The following is a 21,132-nucleotide window of genomic DNA, read 5'->3' as shown; positions in this document are numbered from 1 at the left end:
GGGAGACAAATGTTGAAAAAAAATAAAACCACTTCGACTGAAAAAGCCAAGAAAGTGCAAGTTTCTCCTCCTGCTTCAAGTTTTAGAGTAGTTGTACGAGAAGTTGTAAAGGACAAGAAAGCTTTAACTGCCTTCATAGTGATAGTCTTAATTTTACTATTAACTTTTGGCGGATCACTATTTTTAAAGTCTGATAAAGTCACTGAGGCAAACATAATTGAAGCTTATACAGGCTGGTTCACTGATGGTCATATTCTGGGAACGGATGATGGTGGCCGAGATGTTCTTAATCTATTAATTATGGGTGGTCGTAATTCTATCCTTATTGGATTAGGGGTTACTGCTGTTTGTGAGACTGTTGGTTTAATTGTCGGTCTCGTTTCAGGATATTATGGCGGCTATATTGATGCTGTAATTATGAGAATAGTGGACTTTGTGCAGGTTTTGCCTGCAACGCCTATAGAAATTGTCTTGGTAACTGTTATACCGCATTACAGTCCCGTTACTTTAGTTTGGATAATTTCGATTTTTGGCTGGACAGGTACGGCAAGGTACTTTAGAGCATTTGTTCTTTCTCAAAGAGGAAGAGACTATGTACTGGCATCGAAAACTTCTGGTTCATCAGACTTGAAAATAATGTTTAGAGAAGTGCTGCCCAACATTGGCTCTATGCTGATTATCGATGTCGTACTAACAATTGCCGGTAACATCGGTATTGAAACCAGCTTGTCCTTTATTGGCTACGGGTTACCGCCTACAGTTCCTTCCTTAGGTACCCTAATTGGATTTGCAAATGATCCGGTTAACGTTGTCAACAGGCCTTGGTTATGGCTGCCAGCTACAATATTGTTACTAGCTATTTCGTTGAGTATCAATTATGTTGGTCGTGCTTTACAAAGAGCTGGTGATGCACGTCAAAGAGAAAGTTAAACTGAATTTTTTATCATTTATATTCTAAAATCTCTGTTAATAGATAGTATGGTAAATTTACCATATTATTTATTAGCAGTTTTTTCTTTAATATCTCTATCACAAATTTTTATAGCAAAATTTTCAACATTAAACTATTTAATTTTTACCACATTAAGACTAAAAAAGTAATTATTAAGTATTTACGGCAACATTTAATACCAGAAGTGGTCCTTCATGAAATAAATATCTATTAAATATAAATGAACAAACTATTGCTTTTTTAATTTTATGTGGTAATATTTAATTATTAACTTGTTTTGAAAATTAAATTTTCCTGATAATAAAAAGGAGTTATGTAGAGATGAAAAAATCTAATTTATATAAATCATTGGGGGTAGTAACAGCAGCTGCTTTAACGCTGGTAGCTTGTGGCAAATCAGGCAAGACTGATGATAATTCTAATGCCAAGACAGCTAAGAAGTTCCCAGAAGCAGTACCCAAGAAGGAAGCTAAACAGGGTGGAACTGTTAAAGTTGCCTTGGAAACAGATACACCATTCACAGGAATTTTTTCTGATGAGTTGGCTATGAGTGCTATTGATAGTTCTGTTGCATCTCCTGGTGAAGAATCACTTTTTGATACTGATGACAACTACAAGATTAATGATAAAGGTCCAGCTACAATGAAGTTGGATAAAAAGAATAAAACTGTCACAATTACTATCAAGAAGGGTGTTAAGTGGTCAGACGGTAAGCAGGTTAATGCTAAAGACATGGAATATTCCTATGAAATATTCGCTAATAAGGCTACTCAATCAGAAAGATACACTAGTCAATTGGCCACCATTAAAGGTTTACAAGCATACCATGATGGCAAGGCTAAAACTATTTCAGGTATTGAAATGCCAGATGGCCCTAATGGTAGAACAATTGTGATTCACTATCCTGAATTAAAACCTGGTATGACTAACAGTGGTAACGGTTATTTCTGGGAATCAGCTGCGCCATATCACTACTTAAAGAATGTTCCTTTTAGTAAACTTAAGGAATCTGATCAGATCAGGAAAAAGCCATTATACTTTGGTCCGTTTAAAGTTAGCAAACTTGTTCGTGGCCAATCAGTAACTTGGACACCAAACAAATATTACTGGCGCGGTAAACCAAAATTAGATAAGGTCATTTACCAGGTTATTAATCCTAATTCCGCCAGTCAGGCCATTAAGAGTCACAAATTTGATATCATCAAAGTTATTAACTCACAATGGGATCAAGTAAAAAAGACTAAGAATATTAATTTTGTTGCTAGTATTCCTTTATACTACAGCTATCTAGCATTTAAAGTTGGTAGATGGGATGCCAAAAAGGGCAAAAACGTTATGGATCCAAATGCCAAGATGAATCATAAACCATTGCGGCAAGCTATTGCTTATGCGATGAATATCTCAGACGTTAATAAGCATTATACTAAAGGTCTTTCTTTCCAAGTGCCTACTTTGATTCCAGCGCAGTTTGGTGATTACTTTGATAAGAGCATCAAGGGTTATACTTACAACCTGAAAAAGGCGAACCAGATTTTGGATAAGGCCGGCTATAAGAAGAAAGGTAAATGGCGTACTCAACCAAATGGTAAGCCATTAAAGATTCATTTTATGACAATGTCAGGAAGCGCAACGGCTGAGCCTATTGCACAGAACTATTTACAACAATGGCATAAAATTGGTTTAAATGTTTCTTTGGTTGGTGGCCGTCTGACTGAATTCAACTCGTTCTATGATAAAGTGCAACATGATGATCCTTCAGTTGATATGTTTATGGCTGCATGGGGTCTTTCGTCAGAACCGTCTCCAGCTGACCTTTACAAAGAGGCAACTCCATCCAACTATTCACGTTTTGTCACTCCAGAAAACAGTAAATTACTTGATGAAATTGATTCTCAAAAGGCTTTTGATCATAAATACCGTGTTCAAAAGTTCCATGAATGGCAAAAATACATGTTGGATCAGGCTTATGTTGTTCCAGCATCAAACGCATATAGTATTGACGCTGTAAATGATAAGCTTACAGGTTACACATTGAAACCATCACAAAATAACAATGGTCACCAGTTATGGTACCAAGTTGGTTATGTTAAATAATAGAATTTAAGTGAAAATATCAAACTAGTAAAATAGTTTGGTATTTTTTATTTTAACTTTTTAAAAATCACTTTCTATAATTTTCTAGAAGATAATTTTTGATGACACATTATTAAAACTAAATTTTTAAGCTTTAATCCTCAATTCTTTCCGATATTGGTTAACCCAAACATTTGATGGAATTTTTATTATTTAAATAATATGTATTTTTTTAATTGCTTTACTATTTATAGATAGTATAATTTCTGAATTTACCTTGCTTTTTTAATGATTAATGTTAACATTTATCTGTTAGCTTGTTTCCAAAATACTATTAACTTTGCATATAAAGGAGACATGTATGATGAGAACAAGAAAAATTTTAGGTTCAGTAGGGCTTATAACTGCAGCTGCGTTAACTTTGGTAGCTTGTGGCAAGAGTAATAAGAGCGCCAGCAATGAGGGGGCTAAGACTGCCAGCAAGTTCCCAATTGAAACCCCGGTTAAGACTGCCAAGAAGGGTGGAACAATTAAAGTTGCTGAAATAACTGATACACCATTCACCGGCGTCTTTAACGAAGAATTGCAAATGGATCAACCAAGTGCTGATGTCGCAAGTCCTGGTCAAGAATCATTATTTGAAACAGATGATGATTACAAGATAAACGATAAGGGTCCAGCTACTCTTAAACTCGATCGTAAAGCAAATACTGCCACTATCACAGTTAAAAAGGGTGTTAAGTGGTCTGATGGCAAACAGGTAACTGCCAAGGATATAGAATTCGCATATGAGATTATTGCAAACAAAGCAACTAAATCTCAGAGATATGCCAATCAACTCAATATTATCAATGGCTTAAGGGAATATCATGAAGGCAAGGCCAAAACAATTTCAGGAATAGAAATGCCTGACGGTCCAGATGGACGAGTTGTAGTGCTGCACTGCAAAGAATTAAAACCTGGTATGTATTATAGTGGTAACGGCTATATTTGGGAGGCAGCCGCACCGTATCACTATTTAAAAGATGTTCCGTTTGATAAACTAGAATCTTCAGATAAGTTGAGAAAGAATCCTTTGTTCTTTGGTCCTTACAAGCTTAATAAAATTGTACGTGGTCAATCTGTTACTTGGATACCAAATAAGTATTATTGGCGTGGTCAGCCAAAACTAGACAAAATTGTTTACCAAGTTGTTTCTCCAAACTCTGCTTCACAAGCAATTAAAAATCATAAATTTGATATTATCAGGGTTACTAACAGCCAGTGGAAACAAGTTAAGGATACTAAGGATGTCACATTTGTAGCTAAAATTCCTCTATATTACAGTTATTTAGCTTTTAAGGTTGGTAAATGGGATAGTAAAAAGTCAAAGAACGTGATGAATCCAAATGCCAAAATGAATAACAAAGCATTACGCCAAGCTATAGCTTATGCAATGAATACTGATGCTGTTTATAAACATTATACTGACGGCCTAAGCTTCCAAGTTCCAACTTTAATTCCAGCACAATTTGGTGACTATTTTGATAAAAGTGTAAAAGGCTATACTTATAACATTAAGAAGGCCAATCAAATCCTAGATAAAGCTGGCTACAAGAAAAAAGGTAAATGGCGTGTACAACCTAATGGCAAGCCATTAACCATTCACTTTATGGCCATGTCTGGTAATTCGATTCAACAACCGATTATGCAAAACTTCATTCAACAATGGAATAAGATTGGCTTAAATGTTAAATTAGTTGGTGGCCGTTTGACAGAATTTAATTCTTTCTATGATAAAGTCCAACATGATTCACCTGATGTGGATATGTTTATGGCTGCATGGGGTCTTTCATCTGAACCGTCCCAGGAACAAATGTTTAGTGAAGGGACAATGTCCAACTACTCACGTTTTGTCACTCCAGAAAATACGAAGCTAATCAAAGAAATGGATTCTCAAAAGGCATTTAACCACAAGTATCGTGTAGAAAAATTCCATGAATGGCAAAAATACATGTTTGATCGGGCTTATGTTGTTCCGCTTTACAATGCATATCAAATAGATGCGGTTAACAGCAAACTTACTGGCTATTCACAAAAACCATCCAAGCAAAATAACGGACATCCACTTTGGTACAAGGTTGCTTATACAAAATAAAAATTAATATAGAATAAAAGATAGAAAACTGTTGTTATTTAGAAACAATAGTTTTCTTTTTTACACTTAAAAACTGGTATAATTTAGGTTATTAAGGAGATGATAGAATGGTTAGTGCCAAGTTTATTAATCGATTGGATAAGAAATATAAAATTAAATTTAACAATCAGAAGTTATTAGAAGAAGCCTTTACCCACTCTTCATATGCTAACGAGCATCCTGGAGATGGCATTCGTGATTATGAAAAGTTGGAATTTTTGGGGGATGCAGTTTTAGAATTAGCAATATCTGATTACCTTTATCGTAATTTTTCGAGTCTTAATGAGGGTGAATTAACCAGGATGCGTTCTAATATTGTTGATACTGAAGGTTTTGCGGAATTTGCCCAAAAATTTGGTTTTCCGGCTGAAATTAATCTAGGTCATGGTGAGGAAAAAGCTGGTGCGCGTTCTCGTAAGACACTGCTAGAGGACGTTTTTGAAGCATTTAACGGAGCGCTTTTTCTTGATCAGGGCATGGAAGCAGTCGAACATTTTTTGAGCTTAACAGTGTACCCGTTAATTGATGCTGGGAAATTTGATGCTTCACGTGATTATAAGACTGATTTACAAGAATTACTGCAAAAAAATGGGCCTGTAAAGATTGAATACGAGGTCTTGAAAGAAGAACAGCTGCCGTCTAGTTTCACTGTACAGTTAGCTGTCAATGGCAAAGTATTGTCTCAAGGGCAAGGCCATAATAAAAAAGCTGCAGAGCAAGAGGCTGCAAAAACTGCTTTAAATAAGCTTAATTAGGAGATGAGTGTGTGCCACTAACTGAACTAATAATTGACGGCTTTAAATCTTTTGCCGAAAAAACAAAAATAGAATTTGATACTGGTATTACTGGCATAGTTGGTCCTAATGGTAGTGGTAAAAGCAATATTACTGAAGCAATAAGATGGGTCATGGGTGAGTCAAGTGCCAAATCTTTGCGGGGCTCAAACATGAAAGACGTGATATTTGCGGGCAGTGAATTTCGTAAGCCGGCCAATCACGCTGAAGTTTCCCTTATTTTTGACAATAAAAAAAGTGAACTTAATTTTAAGGATGACCAGGTAATTGTAACTCGGCGAATTTTACGGTCGGGCGAAAACGAATATTTAATAAATCAAAAAAGTGTTAGGCAACGAGATGTCCGAGCTTTGTTTCTGGATTCTGGCATTTCACAAGAAAGCTTAGCCATCATTTCACAAGGACGGGTTGATCAAGTATTAAATTCTCGTCCTGAAGAGCGGCGCTCACTGTTTGAGGAAGCAGCTGGAGTATTACATTTTAAAAAGCAAAAGGAAGAAGCAAAAGTTCAATTACAACAAACAACTGATAACTTGGTACGCATCAATGATTTAGTCAAAGAACTGGAGCAGAGAATTGAACCTCTTCACGAACAAAGCTCTCTCGCAAAGGAATATCAATTTCAGAAAAAAGGTCTGGATCATGAACTAAAAACTTTGTTAGCTTTTGAAATTCAAGATTTAGATAAACAAAAACAAACAGTGCAAGAAAAAGCTGACCAAAATCAGAATCTGTTGACAAAATTGGATCAAGAAGTTAAAGCCTCTCAAGGTGCGGTAGCTGACAAAAGAAAAGAATTTCAAACTTTAAATGCTCAAAAAGATCAAATTCAAAATGATTTATTTTCGTTGACAAAAAAGCTTTCGGAAATAAATACGCATTTGCAAGTTTCTGAACAGAGCAAACAGTATAATGAAGCTACTAAAAAAGAATATCAGTCCGAATTAAGCGACTTAAAAGAGCAGATAGTGAGTACTAAAAAGGAAACGACTGATCTGCTTGAAGAAGAAGGCCATCTTAAAAAAGAACAAGAGCAATTAAATAATAAGAGAATAGGGCTAACGACACAGCTAAAAGAAAACCCGGAACAACTGAACCAAAATTTAGAGCAGCTGCGGTCAAATTATATTCAGTTATTACAAGATCAAACTTCTAATAATAATGAAATTGTTTATCTTAATTCTGAATTAAAAAAGCTTAGTGATAATACCCAACTGCAAACAGAAAATGTTTCTAATGAATTGGAAAAAGAAAGTGCTGAACTTAATAGACTTCAGGTCGAAGGTAAAAAGCTTAAACAAGATTATCAAAATAAGAAACAACAGGTAAAGGAGCTATCTCAAGAACAAAGGCTAACGCAAAATAATTTGTTGACTTTGCAAAATTCTCTTTCTACAGAAAGCCAACAATTCAGTCAATTAAAGGCACGCCATGATGTACTGGAAAATATCCGTAAACGTCACGAAGGGTACTTTTATGGTGTTAAAAACGTGCTAAATAATCTAGCAGATTACCATGGCGTTATAGGTGCTGTGGGTGAATTAATTATTTTTCCTGCAAAATATGAAATTGCCATGGCTACGGCTCTGGGTAATGGAGTTCAAAATTTAGTAACTGCAACAAAACTGGATGCTCGGGATGCCATTAACCAGTTAAAAGAAAATCGTGCTGGACGAGCTACTTTTTTACCCCTTGATGGCTTGCGGGAGTATTCGATTCCTTCCTCAACGATTAATACGATTTCTTCTTTTCCTGGCTTTCAAGGTATTGCAAGTGAAATAGTTAAAAGTTTGCGTGGTCAAAATATTACGCCTGCGATTAACTATTTGCTTGGAAATACTATAATAGTTGATACCATAAATAATGCGCTAAAAATTAGGCAACGCGTTTCTCGCTATCGTATTGTTACGCTTGATGGCGATGTTATTTCACCTGGTGGTTCAATGACAGGAGGAGTGCGTAATCAAAAAAGTAATTCTCCGCTTCAAACTACAGCAGAACTTGGTGAACTAAAGAAAGAAATTGGCAAATTACAGCAGAAAATAGAAAATAGCGAAGTAGATTTAGCTGTTGTTAATAATAAAAATAATGGTTTGCTAAAGAAAGTAAAAGATGCACAGGCAAAGCTCCAAAATCTGAAACAGAATTTAGGTGAGACAGTACTTTCGTATCAAAATCAGGAAAAAGAAGTAAACAGGTTAAAAACTGCTAATAGTTTATTTGAACAGCAAAAAGAAGAACGCAATCAGGAAATTGATTCCACTAAGCAAAAGATTATGCAAGCGGAAAAAGAAAAGAAGAGATTTCAGACAGAAATTTCTCAGCAAAAGCAAAAAATTAGTGATCTGCAATTGCGAATTAAAAACTTTACTGAACTAAATCATGATATTCAGTCTAAATTAAACGAGCTTGATCCCCAGATTGCTGTTTATGCAAACAAGTTGGAAAATATTGCAAAACAAATATCTGAAAAAAGGCGTGATTCAAAGCAGCAGCAAAAGCAAATTGCTACTTTAGAGCAAAAATTAAATGAACTTAAGCAGAATGATCTGCTTGACCATAAAAAGCAGACGACCTTTGAGCAAGAAAAAAATGATGGAGCTGTTAAAAAGCAAAAATTACAAAATCAGCTTAATAGTCTGAGCTCCAAACTGGGTCAGTATGATGCACAAATTAACCAGCTTGATCAGGTGGCAAGCCGTAATTATGATCTGCGTAAAGATGCGGCTGCCGAGCAAAAAGAATATTCTGTCAAAATAGTGCAGTTAAACAGCCAGATAGACCAGCGTTTAGATACTTTGAATACAGATTACTCGTTAACATATGAAGCAGCTTTGCATCAAGCAGAAAAAGAAAATAACGAAGTAAATCGTGCCCAACTGCAAAAAGATGTGAAATTGCATCGTATGTCTATTGCTGATATCGGGCCCGTCAATCTAAAAGCAATTGAAGAGTATGATAATGTTAAGAAACGGTATGATTTTCTTAATGCTCAACAAAATGACTTGCTAAAAGGTCGAGATAACTTAGAAGAATCGATGTCGGAACTTGATCAAGAAGTTTGTAATCGGTTTAAATCAACTTTCACTGCTGTAGCTAAAAGCTTCAGTGAATTATTCCCAGTTGTTTTTGGTGGTGGTAGTGCCAAGCTAGTCTTAACTGACCCGGAGCATTTGTTAGCTACTGGTATCGAAATTATAGCTCAACCACCAGGAAAGAAACTGCAAAGACTCAGTTTACTTTCTGGTGGGGAACGGGCATTGACCGCAATCACACTTCTTTTTGCCATGCTAAAAGTTAAGCCAGTACCATTTTGCGTTTTGGATGAAGTCGAGGCTGCGTTGGATGACTCTAATGTCACTCGCTTTGCCAATTTTTTAGAAGAATATGACATGCATACTCAGTTTATTGTAATCACACATAGAAGGGGCACAATGGAAAGAGCAGATCAGCTTTATGGGGTTGTAATGCAAGAATCAGGAGTTTCACAAGTATTATCCGTTTCTTTAAAAGAATTAAAAAATGAGGTGAAATAAAATTGGGTTTATTTGATAAAATAAAAAAATCATTGTTTGGTGAAAATGACGAAACAAAAAATAACGAAAATAATGATCAACCTAAAGGCGAAAGTCCAAAAGAGGATCAAGGAGCTCCAACTGAACAAGCTAAAATTGCTACAGAGAGTGATAATGGTTTAACGTCAGTAGAAAAAGCTTCTGCTGAGACTGCTGAAACTGAAAAGCAAAATGAAGATTCTACGACTTCCACGCCAGAGCAATCTCTAAAGAAAGAGGCTGAACCCGAATCAGATAGCGAAGATCAGGATGAAACTGAGTTATATGAAAAAGGCCTGGAGAAAACTAATCAAGGCTTTGGTGCCAGATTAAATCGCTTTTTCGCACAGTTTAGAACAGTTGACGAAGATTTCTTTGACGATTTGGAGGAGCTACTAATTGAGTCTGATGTTGGCTATGAAACAGCCGAAGAACTGACAGACGAACTTCGTGATGAAGCTAAATTGCAAAAAGCCAAATCACGAGACGACCTAAAAAGGGTGATAGTAGAAAAATTAGTTGACCTTTATGATGAAAGTGGTAATTCAGAAAATGAAAAGCTAACTGTTCATAATGACGGTAAACCAAATATCTATCTTTTTGTTGGGGTGAATGGCGCTGGTAAAACTACTACAATTGGCAAATTAACAAAACGTTTTAAGGACGAAGGTAAGTCTGTTCTTTTAGCTGCAGCTGATACATTTAGAGTTGGTGCAGTTGAACAACTCAGTGAATGGGGAAAAAGAGTTGGTGTGCCCGTTGTGACTGGCAAGGAACAGGCGGATCCGGCTTCTGTTGTTTATGACGCCACGACAAAGGCTCTTCAAGAAAATTATGATTTTTTACTTGTTGATACGGCCGGTAGATTGCAAAATAAAAAGAATTTAATGAACGAGCTGGAAAAGATTGAGAGAACAATAAAAAAGCAAGCTCCGGAAGAACCTACTGAAACTCTTTTAGTACTTGATGGTTCAACGGGGCAAAATGCATTATTGCAGGCCAAAGACTTTGATAAAACTACCAAACTAACAGGTTTGGTGCTCACTAAGTTAGATGGTTCATCAAAAGGTGGGGTAGTCTTAGCAATTAGAAATGAAATGAAGTTGCCAGTAAAATTAGTTGGTTTAGGTGAAAAGGCAAGTGATTTGGCAGATTTTGATGCTGCAAATTATGCAGTTGGACTATTTCATGATTTAATTTAAGAATAAAATTTGTGCAAAAGGAAGATATTTGATGAAAGAATACAGTGCGTGTACAACAATTTTAGTAGGTAAAAATGCATCGGTTGATGGTTCAACTATGATTGCTCGTAATGATGATACTTTTCGTCCTATTACGCCGCAAAAGTTCATTGTCAGACCTGCCGCTAAAAATGAACCTGGACGAAAAATTAAGTCTTGGTTAAACAATTTTAAGTTAGACCTACCTGAAAATGCTCAGGCGGTTCCAGCTGTACCTAACGTTGATTATAAAAATCGCGGTTATTATGATGAGAGCGGCATTAATCAAAAAAATATTGCTATGTCCTGTACTGAATCTACATATGGTAATGAACGTGTACTGGCTTTCGATCCACTGGTAAAAGACGGACTTGACGAAGATTGTATGCAATCTGTTGTGCTGCCATATATTGATTCTGCTAGAAACGGAGTTGAATATTTAGGAAAACTGATTGCAAAATTTGGTTCGCCAGCTGGTAACTCAGTTCTCTTTAGTGATAAAGATGAAATATGGTATATGGAAATCGTTACGGGCCATCACTGGGTAGCTCAGCGTATTCCAGATGATGCTTATGCAATAGCAGCCAATCGGGTTTCAATCGAACAAGTTGATTTTGATGATACTGCAAACTTTATGTGGAGTGATGGAATCCAAGAATTTGTTTCGCAGCATCATTTAAATGTTGATCATCAAGGTTGGAATTTCCGCCACATTTTTGGAACTTATAGTGAACAAGATCGTTTCTATAACACTAATAGAGTTTGGTACGCTCAAAAATATTTTAACCCTGAAATTGAACAAGAACCGACTGATGGAGACTTACCTTTTATTCGTCATGCCGCAAAGAAAATAACTAGGGAAGACATTGAATATGTACTCGGCAGTCACTACCAAAATACACCTTATGATCCTTTCGGTAAAGGAACAGAGGAACAAAAACACCGTTTTCGACCGATTGGATTAAACAGAACCCAAAATTCTCATATCTTGCAAATTAGAAATGATGTTGATCATAATAAAGCTGCAATCATGTGGTTGTGTATTGGTGGTCCAACTTTCACACCGTTTGTACCATTTTTTGCTAATATGAATGACACTGATCCTTCATACAATAATACCTCAATGGAATATAATCTCAACGATGCATGGTGGTACTATAAATCGCTTGCAGTCTTGGTTGAAACCCATTATTCGCAATTTGTTCAATTAGATACAGATTACCTAAACGAATTGAACCAATATTATCGTCGTCGGGTTTACGATGTTATTAAAGCAGCAGGAGCTAAAAACGGCAGTGAGTTGACTTCATATTTAACCAAAGCAAACCAAGAAACAGTTGCTTATACCAGAAAACGTTCTGAGAAATTTTGGGCACAAATGATGATAGACTCAATCAACATGTCAAAATTAACTTTTAATATGGATGAAAACCTGTAACTGCTATTTGGACATTTAAAAAAGTCTGAAAAAAACTTTCCAGACTTTTTTGTTAGCTATAAGTTAAATAATTTTAATTCTTTGAGTTTTTGTTCATGGCTGAATGACGAATACCATAAACAAAATAAATGACAATCCCTATTAGTGACCAGATTAGCATGTATTTCTTTGCTTGCAGATCTAATCCCCAAAAAACAGCAAAAGAACCAAGGAAAGCTAGGAAAGGCAAAACTGGATACCAGGGCATTTTAAAAGCTGGATCGGCAATATCTCTTCCTTCACGTGGTCTCAAACGGTAAATACCGATTGAAACAAACATGAAAGCTATTAAAGTACCAGCAGAAACCAATTGTGTTAAAAATGAAAAAGGAATAAAAGCTGAAATAACAATTGCAATTAGCGCCACAGTCCATAATGAGTTTGCAGGACGGTGATTGTTATTCAACTTGCCAAGCTTTTGGGGAATCATACCATCACGGCCAAATGAATACACCAAGCGGGAGCTTGCCATACATAAGCCTATTAAAGCGGTAAACATCCCTAAAATGGCAACGGACTGTACAATAGTGGCAATATGAGCAAAACCGGTCTTTCTCAAGGCATATCCGACTGGTTCAGCAGAATTTAAATATTGCTGGTAAGGAACCATTCCCACTAAAACCAAACTCACGGCAACAAAAAGCACCACTGCAATTAATAATGAGCCGATAATTCCACGCGGCATAGTCTTTTGGGGATTAACAGCTTCAGCTGAGTTTGAAGCGATTGTATCAAAGCCTAAAAAGGAGATATAAATCATTGAAACTCCTGCATAGATTCCTTGCCAACCACCGAAAGGACCGTGACTTGTGGCACGATATTGAGGTATAAAAGGAATAAAATTAGCTTTTTTGATAACTGTTAAGCCAACAACGACAAAAAGTAAAATAGCCAAAACTTTGACAACTACTAGGATATTTTCAACTCTAGAAGCTTTAGAAACGCCAAAGCTAACTAAAAATGCTGCTAATAAAATAGCCAATAGAGCGACTAAATCTAATAAACCGCCATTAACACCTAATGGGTTAGCTAAACTAGCAGGTAGTTTCCAGCCGAGTGGAGCCATTAGTGCACGCAAATTAGCTGACAAACCAGAACTAATAAAGGCCATTCCTATCAAATACTCTGCTAGTAAAGCCCAGCCTGAAAACCAGCCCCAAAATTCGCCGAAAATAACATTAATCCAAGAGTAAACTGAACCTGCAAAAGGCATAGCTGCAGCCATTTCTGCATAAGCAAAAGCTACGAGGCCAGCGACAATAGATGCTATCACACATGATATGGCTACGGCTGGACCGGTATGTAAAGCCGCAACTTCTCCAGGCAAGGTAAAAATCGAAGTGGAAACAATTGTGCCGACACCAAGTGCCAGGAAGTCACGCACCTTGAGCGTTCTAACTAAGTGACCATCTTTTTCCTGATAAATTCCTGAATCTTCTTTGCGATTCATTAATTGCCATAAATTCACATTAAACTACCCCTTAACTTTAGTTTATAATTTGTTTGAAAATACACTGCGTTTTTAAAATCACTTGATATATAAGTGCGAACTGATTTAATAGTTGTTACTAACTTACCTCGTTCACATATTTTGGCAGAGATTCCAAATAAAAAACGGTACGAAATTATATAATAATATGTACCGTTTTTAGAATTTTAAGGGATAGTTTACTCAAAAATGACATAGATATCCCCAAAACCAAATTAAAAATAATGATACAGATTTACATTTCAGAAATCAAGAATTTATATTTTTCAATTACTTAAATTTTGGCTTTCAAGATCGTCAACTTCTAACATTTTTGCTATACTGGTTCAAGGTGAGAGTAATGGACGAACTTGAAAAAAATGAAATGCTAGGCGATCTATATGCATACTATGGTAGTCTTTTAACCAAGAGCCAACAAGATTATTTTGAAGATTATTATTATAATGACCTATCTTTAGGAGAAATAGCTATTAACCATCAAGTTTCTCGTCAAGCCGTTTACGACAATTTGCGTAGATGCCGCAGCCTGCTTACAAAATACGAAGATAAATTGCACATGCAAAGAGATTACAACATGATAGAAGACAAATTGCTTAAAGTTACGACTGCACTCCGGAAAGACAAGTCAGACCTAGCTTTGCAAATAACTACTGATTTATTAAACCAACTGAGGGGAGAATAATTCTATGGCATTTGAAAATTTAAGTGAGAGAATTCAAAAGGCTTTAAAAAATTTAACCGGTAAAGGAAAAATATCTGAAGAAGATATCAACAGCGCTAGTCGAGAAATCAGACTGGCCTTACTTGAGGCTGACGTCAACTTTAAGGTTGTTAAAGATTTTATCAAAAAGATTAAACAAGAAGCTTTGGGAAAAGAGGTCCAGGAAAGTCTTAATCCCGGCCAGCAGGTCATTAAAATCGTTAATGACGAATTAACCAAGATGATGGGGGAAAGTGCTGTAACTTTAAACAAGTCTAAGCACATTCCTACTATTATTATGATGGTAGGATTGCAAGGTACGGGTAAAACTACCACTGTTGGCAAGTTGGCTAGCAGATTGATGCAAAAAGAAAAAGCGCGACCTTTATTAATTGCAGGTGATATTTATCGTCCAGCTGCCATTGACCAGCTTGAGCAAATTGGTGACCAATTAAAAGTCCCTGTTTATAGTGAAAGAGACGAAAAAGGCGTCGCTCAAATCGTTCAGAATGGATTAAATCAAGCTGATAAAAATAAAAATGACTATGTCATTATCGATACGGCTGGTCGTTTGGAAATTGATGAGCCGTTAATGGCAGAACTTGAAAGAGTCAAGGACGTTGCCCAACCCGACAATATCCTGCTTGTAGTAGATGCAATGACAGGTCAAGCAGCAACTGATGTGGCTAAAGGCTTTGACAGTCGCTTAGATATTACGGGCGTAATTTTAACCAAACTTGACGGTGATACCCGTGGTGGTGCTGCTCTGTCAATCAGAGCGGTTACTGGGAAACCGATCATTTATACTGGACAGGGTGAAAAATTAACTGACTTAGAACCTTTTTATCCAGACCGTATGGCATCAAGAATCTTAGGCATGGGCGACATGCTGACTTTAATTGAAAAAGCCCAGCAGGATTATGATGCTAAAAAGGCTGAAGAAGTTGCTGAAAAGATGAAGGAAAATACCTTCGATTTTAACGATTTTGTCGATCAGATTGAGCAAGTTGAAAAAATGGGTCCTCTTGATCAATTGATGAAGATGATTCCCGGAATGGCTAACAATCCACAGCTTAAAAATGTTAATTTTGATAAAAAACAAATTGTCTACATAAAAGCGATCATCTCATCTATGACTAAAGAAGAACGAGAAAATCCCGAATTGCTCAATCCAAGTCGCAGAAGGAGAATCGCAGCTGGTTCCGGTCGGCCAATTGTTGAAGTCAACAGAATGATTAAGCAATTTAAACAAGCTAGGGATATGATGAGTAAAATTACCAAAGGTAATTTTAAGGGAATGGATAATTTGCCCGGAATGAATTCACCAATGGGACGGATGGCTATGCGTCACATGGGGAAAAAATTCAAGAAGAACAAGAAAAAGCGCATGAAAGTGAAAAGATATCATTCTTAATTTTTACCTGTTAAGTAAAAACACTTTACACCTTTTAAAATACGTGCTATATTATTTAACGTAACTTTTAGGAGGAAATAATTTTATGTCAGTAAAAATTCGTATGCGCCGTATGGGTGCCAAGAGAAAACCATTTTACAGAATTGTTGTAGCTGATTCAAGAATGCCACGTGATGGTCGTTTTATTGAAGAAGTTGGCTACTATAATCCAGTTTCTGTTCCTAAGGAATTGAAATTAGACGAAGATAAAATTTTTGAATGGCTAAAGAAGGGTGCACAACCTTCAGATACTGTACGTTCACTACTTTCAGGTGCAGGCTTAATGAAGAAGCTGCATGATTCAAAGTTCAATAAATAGTGAGTCGTTTGTTAAAAGTTTGAAGTCAACTGCTTCAAGCTTTTTTCTTTGAGTAGGAGAAACTATGCAATTTTATGATGTTGCGCGTATATTGTCTACCCATGGACTAAAAGGAGAGGTAAAAGTTGCTCTGATTACTGATTTTCCCAAAGAACGCTTTGCCTTAAACCAAGAACTAGCTTTAAAGGATACTCCGCAAAAAAAATTAACTGTTAAAAGCGGTAGACCTTTTAAGCAATTTTGGCTAGTGCAATTTAATGAAATAACTGATATTGATAGTGCTGAAAAATTGCTAGGAAAAACACTAGTTGTCAGCGAGCAAAATCAGCATGATCTGCCTGATGGAGCATATTATTACCGCGATATTTTGGGTTGTGCAGTTATAGATAATCAGTCCGGAAATGATTTAGGCAAAATAACTGGTATTGAGCCCCCCGGTGCAAACGATGTTTGGGAAGTTACCGAACAAAATGGTAATGAATATTTAATTCCCTATATTGATGAAGTAGTTAAGAAAATAGATATTGCACATAAAAAGATTTATGTAGAACTTTTGGAAGGATTACGCAATGAAGATTAACGTATTGACGCTTTTTCCTGACATGTTTACACCGCTCACGACTTCGATGCTTGGACGCGGACTCAATGATGGTAAATGGCAGCTCAATTTAGTCAATTTTCGTGATTTTACCACTGATATTCACCATCACGTTGATGACAGTCCTTATGGTGGTGGCGCTGGCATGGTTTTGCAAATTATGCCGATCAAAAAAGCCCTTGATTCACTTAAAAATAAGGGCAAAGTAATTATTACTGCACCACAAGGTAAAACTTTTAACCAAAAAATGGCGCAAGACTGGTCTCAAAAAGAAAACTTGACATTTATTTGCGGTCATTATGAGGGATTTGATCAACGTGTTTATGATTTGGCTGATGAAATTGTTTCAATAGGTGATTATGTTTTGACAGGTGGTGAACTGCCAACAATGAGTATGATTGACGCTACAGTCAGGTTGATTCCAGGAATTTTGGGCAATGATGCTTCACCAGTAGAAGAAAGCTTTGCACATGGATTACTGGAATATCCCCAATACACTAGACCGGAGAATTTTCAAGGAATGAAAGTTCCTGCAATTTTAACATCGGGCAATCACCAAAAAATTGCGCAGTGGCGCCATAAAGAAGCATTGCGTGCAACTTATTTACACAGACCTGATTTACTTGAGCAGTATGCTTTAAGTGAAGAAGAAGAAAAAATGATGGCAGAAATAAAACAAGAAAAAGATCAAACTTGATTTTACCTGTTATTTTTGCTAGTATGATTGAGGTGTAAATTTATTTTGCACTAATAGTTAGGGGTATTCCGCTGACGTAAAGAACGCTAATGAATGCCGCAGAAGGAGAAAATAAAATGGATCCATTAATTCAAGAATTGACTAAAGGACAATTACGTGATGATATACCTGAATTCCGTGCAGGGGACACTGTTCGTGTTCACGTGCGTGTTGTCGAAGGTTCACATGAACGTATTCAGATGTTTGAAGGCGTTGTAATTAAGCGTAAGGGCACTGGAATTGGTGCCAGCTACACAGTGCGTAAAATGGCAACTGGAGTTGGTGTAGAACGTACTTTTCCTGTAAACGATCCTCGTGTTGCTAAAGTTGAAGTATTGCGTCACGGTCGTGTACGTCGTGCTAAACTTTACTACTTACGTGATCGTCACGGCAAGTCTGCTAGAATTGCAGAAAAGCGTCGTTAATTCGCGCTTAAGTGAAAGAGAACCATTCCCAAAGGGGATGATTCTCTTTTTTGTTTATGTTAAAATCTTTAACAATATATTTTTATTGAGGAGGAGAATTATGAAAGAACCATTTTTATTAAATTTTGATCCTGAATCGCAGGCTGTTCTAGAACCAGATCACGAACAAGAAATTAATAACTTTCATTTTCAGCCTAAGCTGCTGTTTGCATTCTTAACTCCTGCTGTAATCAGTGATTTTTTGGCTCGTTATCCTCATAAAAAGTTAGGGTTCTTTGACTGTTTTGAAGGAGAAACCCCTATTTATGAGGTTGATTTAGACGGACAAAAAATTACTTTTTGTCAGGCAAAGATAGGTGCTGCAGCTGCTGTAGAGCTATTAGATTGGTTAATAAGCTATGGTGTTAAACAAATTTTAGCAATAGGATCAGCAGGCTGCTTAGTTGATTTACCAGAGAACTATTTTCTAGTGCCTACAAAAGCTATTAGAGACGAGGGCACATCCTTTCATTATATGAAACCAGGAACGTATATTGACTTAAAGTCAGAGTTTTTAACTAAGACCAAAAAATTGCTGAAAGAAGAAGGTCTTAAGGTTGAAGAAGTAACTACCTGGACAACTGATGGCTTCTTTAGGGAAACTGTCAAGAAAGTAAAGCAGGCTAAAGAGTTGGGAGCCTCTTGTGTAGAGATGGAATGTGCAGCAATGGCTGCGTGTGCACAATTTAGAGAGGCAGATTTTGCACAAATATTATTTACGGCAGATTCTCTTAAAGACATAGAAAAACATGATGACAGAGGCTGGGGCAGGGATGCTCATGAGACTGCTATCAATTTGGCAGCAAATATCATTAGGTTAATTTAACAAACTTTGTGAAAAAAATTACCGTGGAACCTAAGTGAAACGCACTTATTTTTCACAAACAAAGATTATAAATCTTGAAAGTACAGCATTTTCAGCTATATTTATTAAAAAATCATTGTGAATTTGGTTTAAGCAATACTTGTGGAAAGTCGATTCTGTGCTTTTATTAAAGTGTTTTGAACGGTTACATTTGACATTTAGCGGCAAATTTATACTTTGGTCACCCAAAATATTTAAAATTCAACCCAATTAAAATGACAGTCAAGGTGAGTCTAGTTAGCCAATGAAGCCATTTAACATCACCGTGAAGAAAAAAGCCATTGGCTAAGGAAAATAGTAAAAGCCCTAGCAAAACGATAGCAGTCAAAATTGGCTTTTTAAAAACACAACTTATGATTAAACATAAACCACAAAAAGTATTAATGGCAATTAACCAGACTGGCAAGCTATGATAAGACAAAAGATTTGCGCTAATCATGATTACTCCATATAAAATAGTTAAAAACATAGTAAGATATATCATCGTTAATGCCTCCTGCTATATTTTAACCATCTGGGGTCGACCCAACGTCAAGGAAATAATTATGTATTTGAAAGAATTTATTCAAAAGGAAAATACTACACCTGATACAGTTAGACATTATATCTATTTAAAATTATTAAATCCTGGTCGTAAGGGAAGAAACTATTGGTTTACTGAAAACGAAACTGATACTTTTGAAGCAATTAAAGAGTTCCAAGACTTAGGTTTTTCGCTTCAAGAAATAAAAGACATAAAAAAACTACACGATGAATCGTGTAGTACTGAAAAGCAGCATAAACAAAACTTAAAATTAATTAAGGAGAAAATCGCTGTTATATCTGTAAAAATTAATAAATTAAAAACGCAGAAAAAAGTGCTGGAAGAAGTAGGAGATATTTTGCAGAAAAAAAGCACTATTGAAACTCGTAAAAAATGATTTTTACTAACCCCAATAATGCTATAAAGTCATGTTGTTAAATAATAGTGTTACGATACAGTCCTACCACTTTGCCTAAAATGTGAACACTTGACAAAATAATAGGTGCCATAGTATCATTTTCCGGCTGCAGGCGATAGTGATCTTTTTCTTTGTAAAATCGTTTGACTGTGGCTTCATTTTCATCAGTCATAGCCACTACAATTTCTCCGTTGATTGCTGAAGACTGCTTACGGACAATGACATTATCGCCGTTTAAGATACCAGCGTTTATCATACTTTCACCATGAACTCTCAGCATGAAAAGATCTCCGGCATCGTTTGCCAGATCTGGAGGTAAAGGGAAATAATCTTCTATATCTTCAACAGCCAAAATCGGTTGACCTGCTGTGACATCACCAACTACGGGAATTTCTTTCGGCTGGACACCAATTGCTTTTTTACCTTCATCAGTTATTTCCAGCGCTCTTGGTTTGGTGGCATCCTTGATCAGTAGACCCTTATTTTCTAACCTGGACAAATGGCCGTGTACAGTTGAAGTTGAAGATAAATCTACAGCATGACAAATTTCGCGGACAGTAGGAGGAAAGCCTCTGTCCTCAACTGTTTCATATATATAGCGTAGAATTTGCAACTGCTTATTATTTTGTTTAGTTGTCATAATTATCTCCAGTATTATAAACGTTTTCTTATATGTTTAATTTTAGCAAAACATTTCGTATAATACAAACAAATGTTCTAAGAATTTTATACTTTTTTTCATTGTTAAAATAAGGTAGAATTTTTTAATTGAGAGGTGCAAATATGAGTGAAGATCCCGAAAAAAAATTAATAAATCGTATTAATGAGCTTTATCACAAAAAGAAATCCGTAGGCTTAACTGAAGCTGAAGAGAAAGAGCGTAAGGAATTACACCAGGAATTTATCAAAAATTTCAGAGCTGGCTTCAAGCAAGATGTTGAAAATTTAGTCATAATTGACAAGAATGGTAAGGAAATTACGTCTGAGAAAGCAAAACGGGCTCAAAGAAAAAAAGGTTTAAGAAAAGATTAACTTTGATCTTTAATTTTCCTTAATTATTAGGTAAGATATAACTATTGGACAAATTGAGGTGATATTTTTATGAATTTTGGATTAGCGATTTTTCTGATTGTGATTGCACTATTATTGGGCCTTGTAGGTGGCTTCTATGGTGCTAGGTCATATATGAAAAAGTATTTTAAAGATAATCCGCCAATCAGTGAAGATACGATTGTTGCTATGATGTCTCAAATGGGCCAAAAGCCTTCGGCTAAGAAGGTCAACCAAGTGATGAACATGATGAAGCACCAAAAATAACAAT

The 21,132-nt window shown here is 36.1% G+C and carries 20 protein-coding genes; 17 read left to right on the top strand and 3 right to left on the bottom strand.

The features are described from left to right. Positions 1-9: 9 nt before the first annotated feature. The 7 genes from Q0K80_RS01055 to Q0K80_RS01025 all read left to right on the top strand — a co-directional run bounded on the left by Q0K80_RS01055 (position 10) and on the right by Q0K80_RS01025 (position 12,207). Positions 10-930: an ABC transporter permease gene (locus tag Q0K80_RS01055; protein ID WP_294601928.1), complete on the top strand. Its 921-nt coding sequence runs from the start codon at positions 10-12 to the stop codon at positions 928-930. Between the two features lie 343 nt (positions 931-1,273). Then, positions 1,274-3,046 (top strand): oligopeptide ABC transporter substrate-binding protein, encoded by a 1,773-nt coding sequence (locus Q0K80_RS01050; protein ID WP_294601926.1) that lies wholly within the window; start codon positions 1,274-1,276, stop codon positions 3,044-3,046. A gap of 343 nt (positions 3,047-3,389) precedes the next feature. Further along, complete coding sequence (locus Q0K80_RS01045; protein ID WP_294601990.1) at positions 3,390-5,162, top strand: oligopeptide ABC transporter substrate-binding protein; 1,773 nt, start codon at positions 3,390-3,392, stop codon at positions 5,160-5,162. 107 nt (positions 5,163-5,269) lie between these two features. Then, a complete protein-coding gene (gene rnc / locus Q0K80_RS01040) occupies positions 5,270-5,956 on the top strand; it encodes a ribonuclease III (protein WP_294601924.1) in 687 nt (228 codons plus the stop codon). Positions 5,957-5,967: 11 nt separating this feature from the next. Continuing rightward, positions 5,968-9,531 carry a chromosome segregation protein SMC gene (smc, locus tag Q0K80_RS01035; protein WP_294601922.1) on the top strand — a complete coding sequence of 1,188 codons (3,564 nt, stop codon included), beginning with the start codon at positions 5,968-5,970 and terminating at the stop codon, positions 9,529-9,531. Between the two features lie 2 nt (positions 9,532-9,533). Continuing rightward, positions 9,534-10,751, top strand: a complete 1,218-nt coding sequence (ftsY, locus tag Q0K80_RS01030; protein WP_294601920.1) for a signal recognition particle-docking protein FtsY — start codon at positions 9,534-9,536, stop codon at positions 10,749-10,751. Positions 10,752-10,782: 31 nt separating this feature from the next. After that, positions 10,783-12,207 carry a C69 family dipeptidase gene (locus tag Q0K80_RS01025; RefSeq protein ID WP_294601918.1) on the top strand — a complete coding sequence of 475 codons (1,425 nt, stop codon included), beginning with the start codon at positions 10,783-10,785 and terminating at the stop codon, positions 12,205-12,207. Between the two features lie 73 nt (positions 12,208-12,280). Here Q0K80_RS01025 and Q0K80_RS01020 read toward each other — a convergent pair whose 3' ends face one another. Beyond that, the gene (locus tag Q0K80_RS01020) at positions 12,281-13,714 is read right to left on the bottom strand and encodes an amino acid permease (protein WP_294601917.1); all 1,434 of its coding nucleotides are present in this window, start codon (positions 13,712-13,714) and stop codon (positions 12,281-12,283) included. Positions 13,715-14,075: 361 nt separating this feature from the next. Between Q0K80_RS01020 and ylxM the strand changes: the two genes are divergently transcribed. From ylxM to Q0K80_RS00985, 7 genes are all read left to right on the top strand, one after another. Next, positions 14,076-14,417: a YlxM family DNA-binding protein gene (gene ylxM, locus Q0K80_RS01015; protein ID WP_294601915.1), complete on the top strand. Its 342-nt coding sequence runs from the start codon at positions 14,076-14,078 to the stop codon at positions 14,415-14,417. A gap of 4 nt (positions 14,418-14,421) precedes the next feature. After that, complete coding sequence (ffh, locus tag Q0K80_RS01010; protein WP_294601913.1) at positions 14,422-15,849, top strand: signal recognition particle protein; 1,428 nt, start codon at positions 14,422-14,424, stop codon at positions 15,847-15,849. Between the two features lie 85 nt (positions 15,850-15,934). Next, positions 15,935-16,207 carry a 30S ribosomal protein S16 gene (gene rpsP / locus Q0K80_RS01005; protein ID WP_038523039.1) on the top strand — a complete coding sequence of 91 codons (273 nt, stop codon included), beginning with the start codon at positions 15,935-15,937 and terminating at the stop codon, positions 16,205-16,207. Between the two features lie 64 nt (positions 16,208-16,271). Further along, positions 16,272-16,787 (top strand): ribosome maturation factor RimM, encoded by a 516-nt coding sequence (rimM, locus tag Q0K80_RS01000; RefSeq protein ID WP_294601906.1) that lies wholly within the window; start codon positions 16,272-16,274, stop codon positions 16,785-16,787. Next, entirely contained in the window at positions 16,777-17,502 is a 726-nt protein-coding gene (gene trmD, locus Q0K80_RS00995; protein ID WP_294601904.1) for a tRNA (guanosine(37)-N1)-methyltransferase TrmD, read from the top strand. The genes rimM and trmD overlap by 11 nt, the downstream gene beginning before the upstream one ends. Positions 17,503-17,618: 116 nt before the next feature. Then, positions 17,619-17,966, top strand: a complete 348-nt coding sequence (rplS, locus tag Q0K80_RS00990) for a 50S ribosomal protein L19 (RefSeq protein ID WP_294601903.1) — start codon at positions 17,619-17,621, stop codon at positions 17,964-17,966. A gap of 97 nt (positions 17,967-18,063) precedes the next feature. Then, a complete protein-coding gene (locus tag Q0K80_RS00985; RefSeq protein WP_294601988.1) occupies positions 18,064-18,831 on the top strand; it encodes a nucleoside phosphorylase in 768 nt (255 codons plus the stop codon). A 220-nt stretch (positions 18,832-19,051) separates the two neighbouring features. Here the strand turns inward: Q0K80_RS00985 and Q0K80_RS00980 are convergent, their stop codons facing one another. Beyond that, complete coding sequence (locus Q0K80_RS00980; RefSeq protein ID WP_294601901.1) at positions 19,052-19,354, bottom strand: hypothetical protein; 303 nt, start codon at positions 19,352-19,354, stop codon at positions 19,052-19,054. Positions 19,355-19,415: 61 nt separating this feature from the next. Between Q0K80_RS00980 and Q0K80_RS00975 the strand changes: the two genes are divergently transcribed. Further along, entirely contained in the window at positions 19,416-19,790 is a 375-nt protein-coding gene (locus tag Q0K80_RS00975) for a MerR family transcriptional regulator (protein WP_294601899.1), read from the top strand. 37 nt (positions 19,791-19,827) lie between these two features. On the opposite strand, the gene lexA is transcribed toward Q0K80_RS00975, so the two are convergent. Further along, a complete protein-coding gene (gene lexA / locus Q0K80_RS00970; protein ID WP_294601897.1) occupies positions 19,828-20,451 on the bottom strand; it encodes a transcriptional repressor LexA in 624 nt (207 codons plus the stop codon). Positions 20,452-20,594: 143 nt separating this feature from the next. Between lexA and Q0K80_RS00965 the strand changes: the two genes are divergently transcribed. Both Q0K80_RS00965 and Q0K80_RS00960 read left to right on the top strand, forming a co-directional pair. Next, positions 20,595-20,843, top strand: coding sequence for a DUF896 domain-containing protein (locus Q0K80_RS00965; RefSeq protein ID WP_046325031.1), 249 nt, complete (start codon positions 20,595-20,597; stop codon positions 20,841-20,843). A gap of 69 nt (positions 20,844-20,912) precedes the next feature. Then, positions 20,913-21,128 (top strand): YneF family protein, encoded by a 216-nt coding sequence (locus Q0K80_RS00960; protein ID WP_294601894.1) that lies wholly within the window; start codon positions 20,913-20,915, stop codon positions 21,126-21,128. The last annotated feature ends 4 nt before the right edge of the window (positions 21,129-21,132 follow it).

Origin of the sequence: uncultured Lactobacillus sp., assembly GCF_945290125.1 — a bacterium.
Classification (GTDB): Bacteria; Bacillota; Bacilli; order Lactobacillales; family Lactobacillaceae; genus Lactobacillus; species Lactobacillus rizhaonensis.
This window is presented reverse-complemented; position numbering and strand designations above follow the sequence as displayed.

Excerpts from the sequence above, each read along its gene's own strand:
- Q0K80_RS01055 (WP_294601928.1), top strand. The coding sequence starts at position 10 with ATGTTGAAAAAAAATAAAACCACTTCGACTGAAAAAGCCAAGAAAGTG.
- Q0K80_RS01050 (WP_294601926.1), top strand. The coding sequence starts at position 1,274 with ATGAAAAAATCTAATTTATATAAATCATTGGGGGTAGTAACAGCAGCT.
- Q0K80_RS01045 (WP_294601990.1), top strand. The coding sequence starts at position 3,390 with ATGAGAACAAGAAAAATTTTAGGTTCAGTAGGGCTTATAACTGCAGCT.
- rnc (WP_294601924.1), top strand. The coding sequence starts at position 5,270 with ATGGTTAGTGCCAAGTTTATTAATCGATTGGATAAGAAATATAAAATT.
- Q0K80_RS01025 (WP_294601918.1), top strand. The coding sequence starts at position 10,783 with ATGAAAGAATACAGTGCGTGTACAACAATTTTAGTAGGTAAAAATGCA.
- ylxM (WP_294601915.1), top strand. The coding sequence starts at position 14,076 with ATGGACGAACTTGAAAAAAATGAAATGCTAGGCGATCTATATGCATAC.
- ffh (WP_294601913.1), top strand. The coding sequence starts at position 14,422 with ATGGCATTTGAAAATTTAAGTGAGAGAATTCAAAAGGCTTTAAAAAAT.
- rpsP (WP_038523039.1), top strand. The coding sequence starts at position 15,935 with ATGTCAGTAAAAATTCGTATGCGCCGTATGGGTGCCAAGAGAAAACCA.
- rimM (WP_294601906.1), top strand. The coding sequence starts at position 16,272 with ATGCAATTTTATGATGTTGCGCGTATATTGTCTACCCATGGACTAAAA.
- trmD (WP_294601904.1), top strand. The coding sequence starts at position 16,777 with ATGAAGATTAACGTATTGACGCTTTTTCCTGACATGTTTACACCGCTC.
- rplS (WP_294601903.1), top strand. The coding sequence starts at position 17,619 with ATGGATCCATTAATTCAAGAATTGACTAAAGGACAATTACGTGATGAT.
- Q0K80_RS00980 (WP_294601901.1), bottom strand. The coding sequence starts at position 19,354 with ATGATATATCTTACTATGTTTTTAACTATTTTATATGGAGTAATCATG.
- Q0K80_RS00975 (WP_294601899.1), top strand. The coding sequence starts at position 19,416 with ATGTATTTGAAAGAATTTATTCAAAAGGAAAATACTACACCTGATACA.
- lexA (WP_294601897.1), bottom strand. The coding sequence starts at position 20,451 with ATGACAACTAAACAAAATAATAAGCAGTTGCAAATTCTACGCTATATA.
- Q0K80_RS00965 (WP_046325031.1), top strand. The coding sequence starts at position 20,595 with ATGAGTGAAGATCCCGAAAAAAAATTAATAAATCGTATTAATGAGCTT.
- Q0K80_RS00960 (WP_294601894.1), top strand. The coding sequence starts at position 20,913 with ATGAATTTTGGATTAGCGATTTTTCTGATTGTGATTGCACTATTATTG.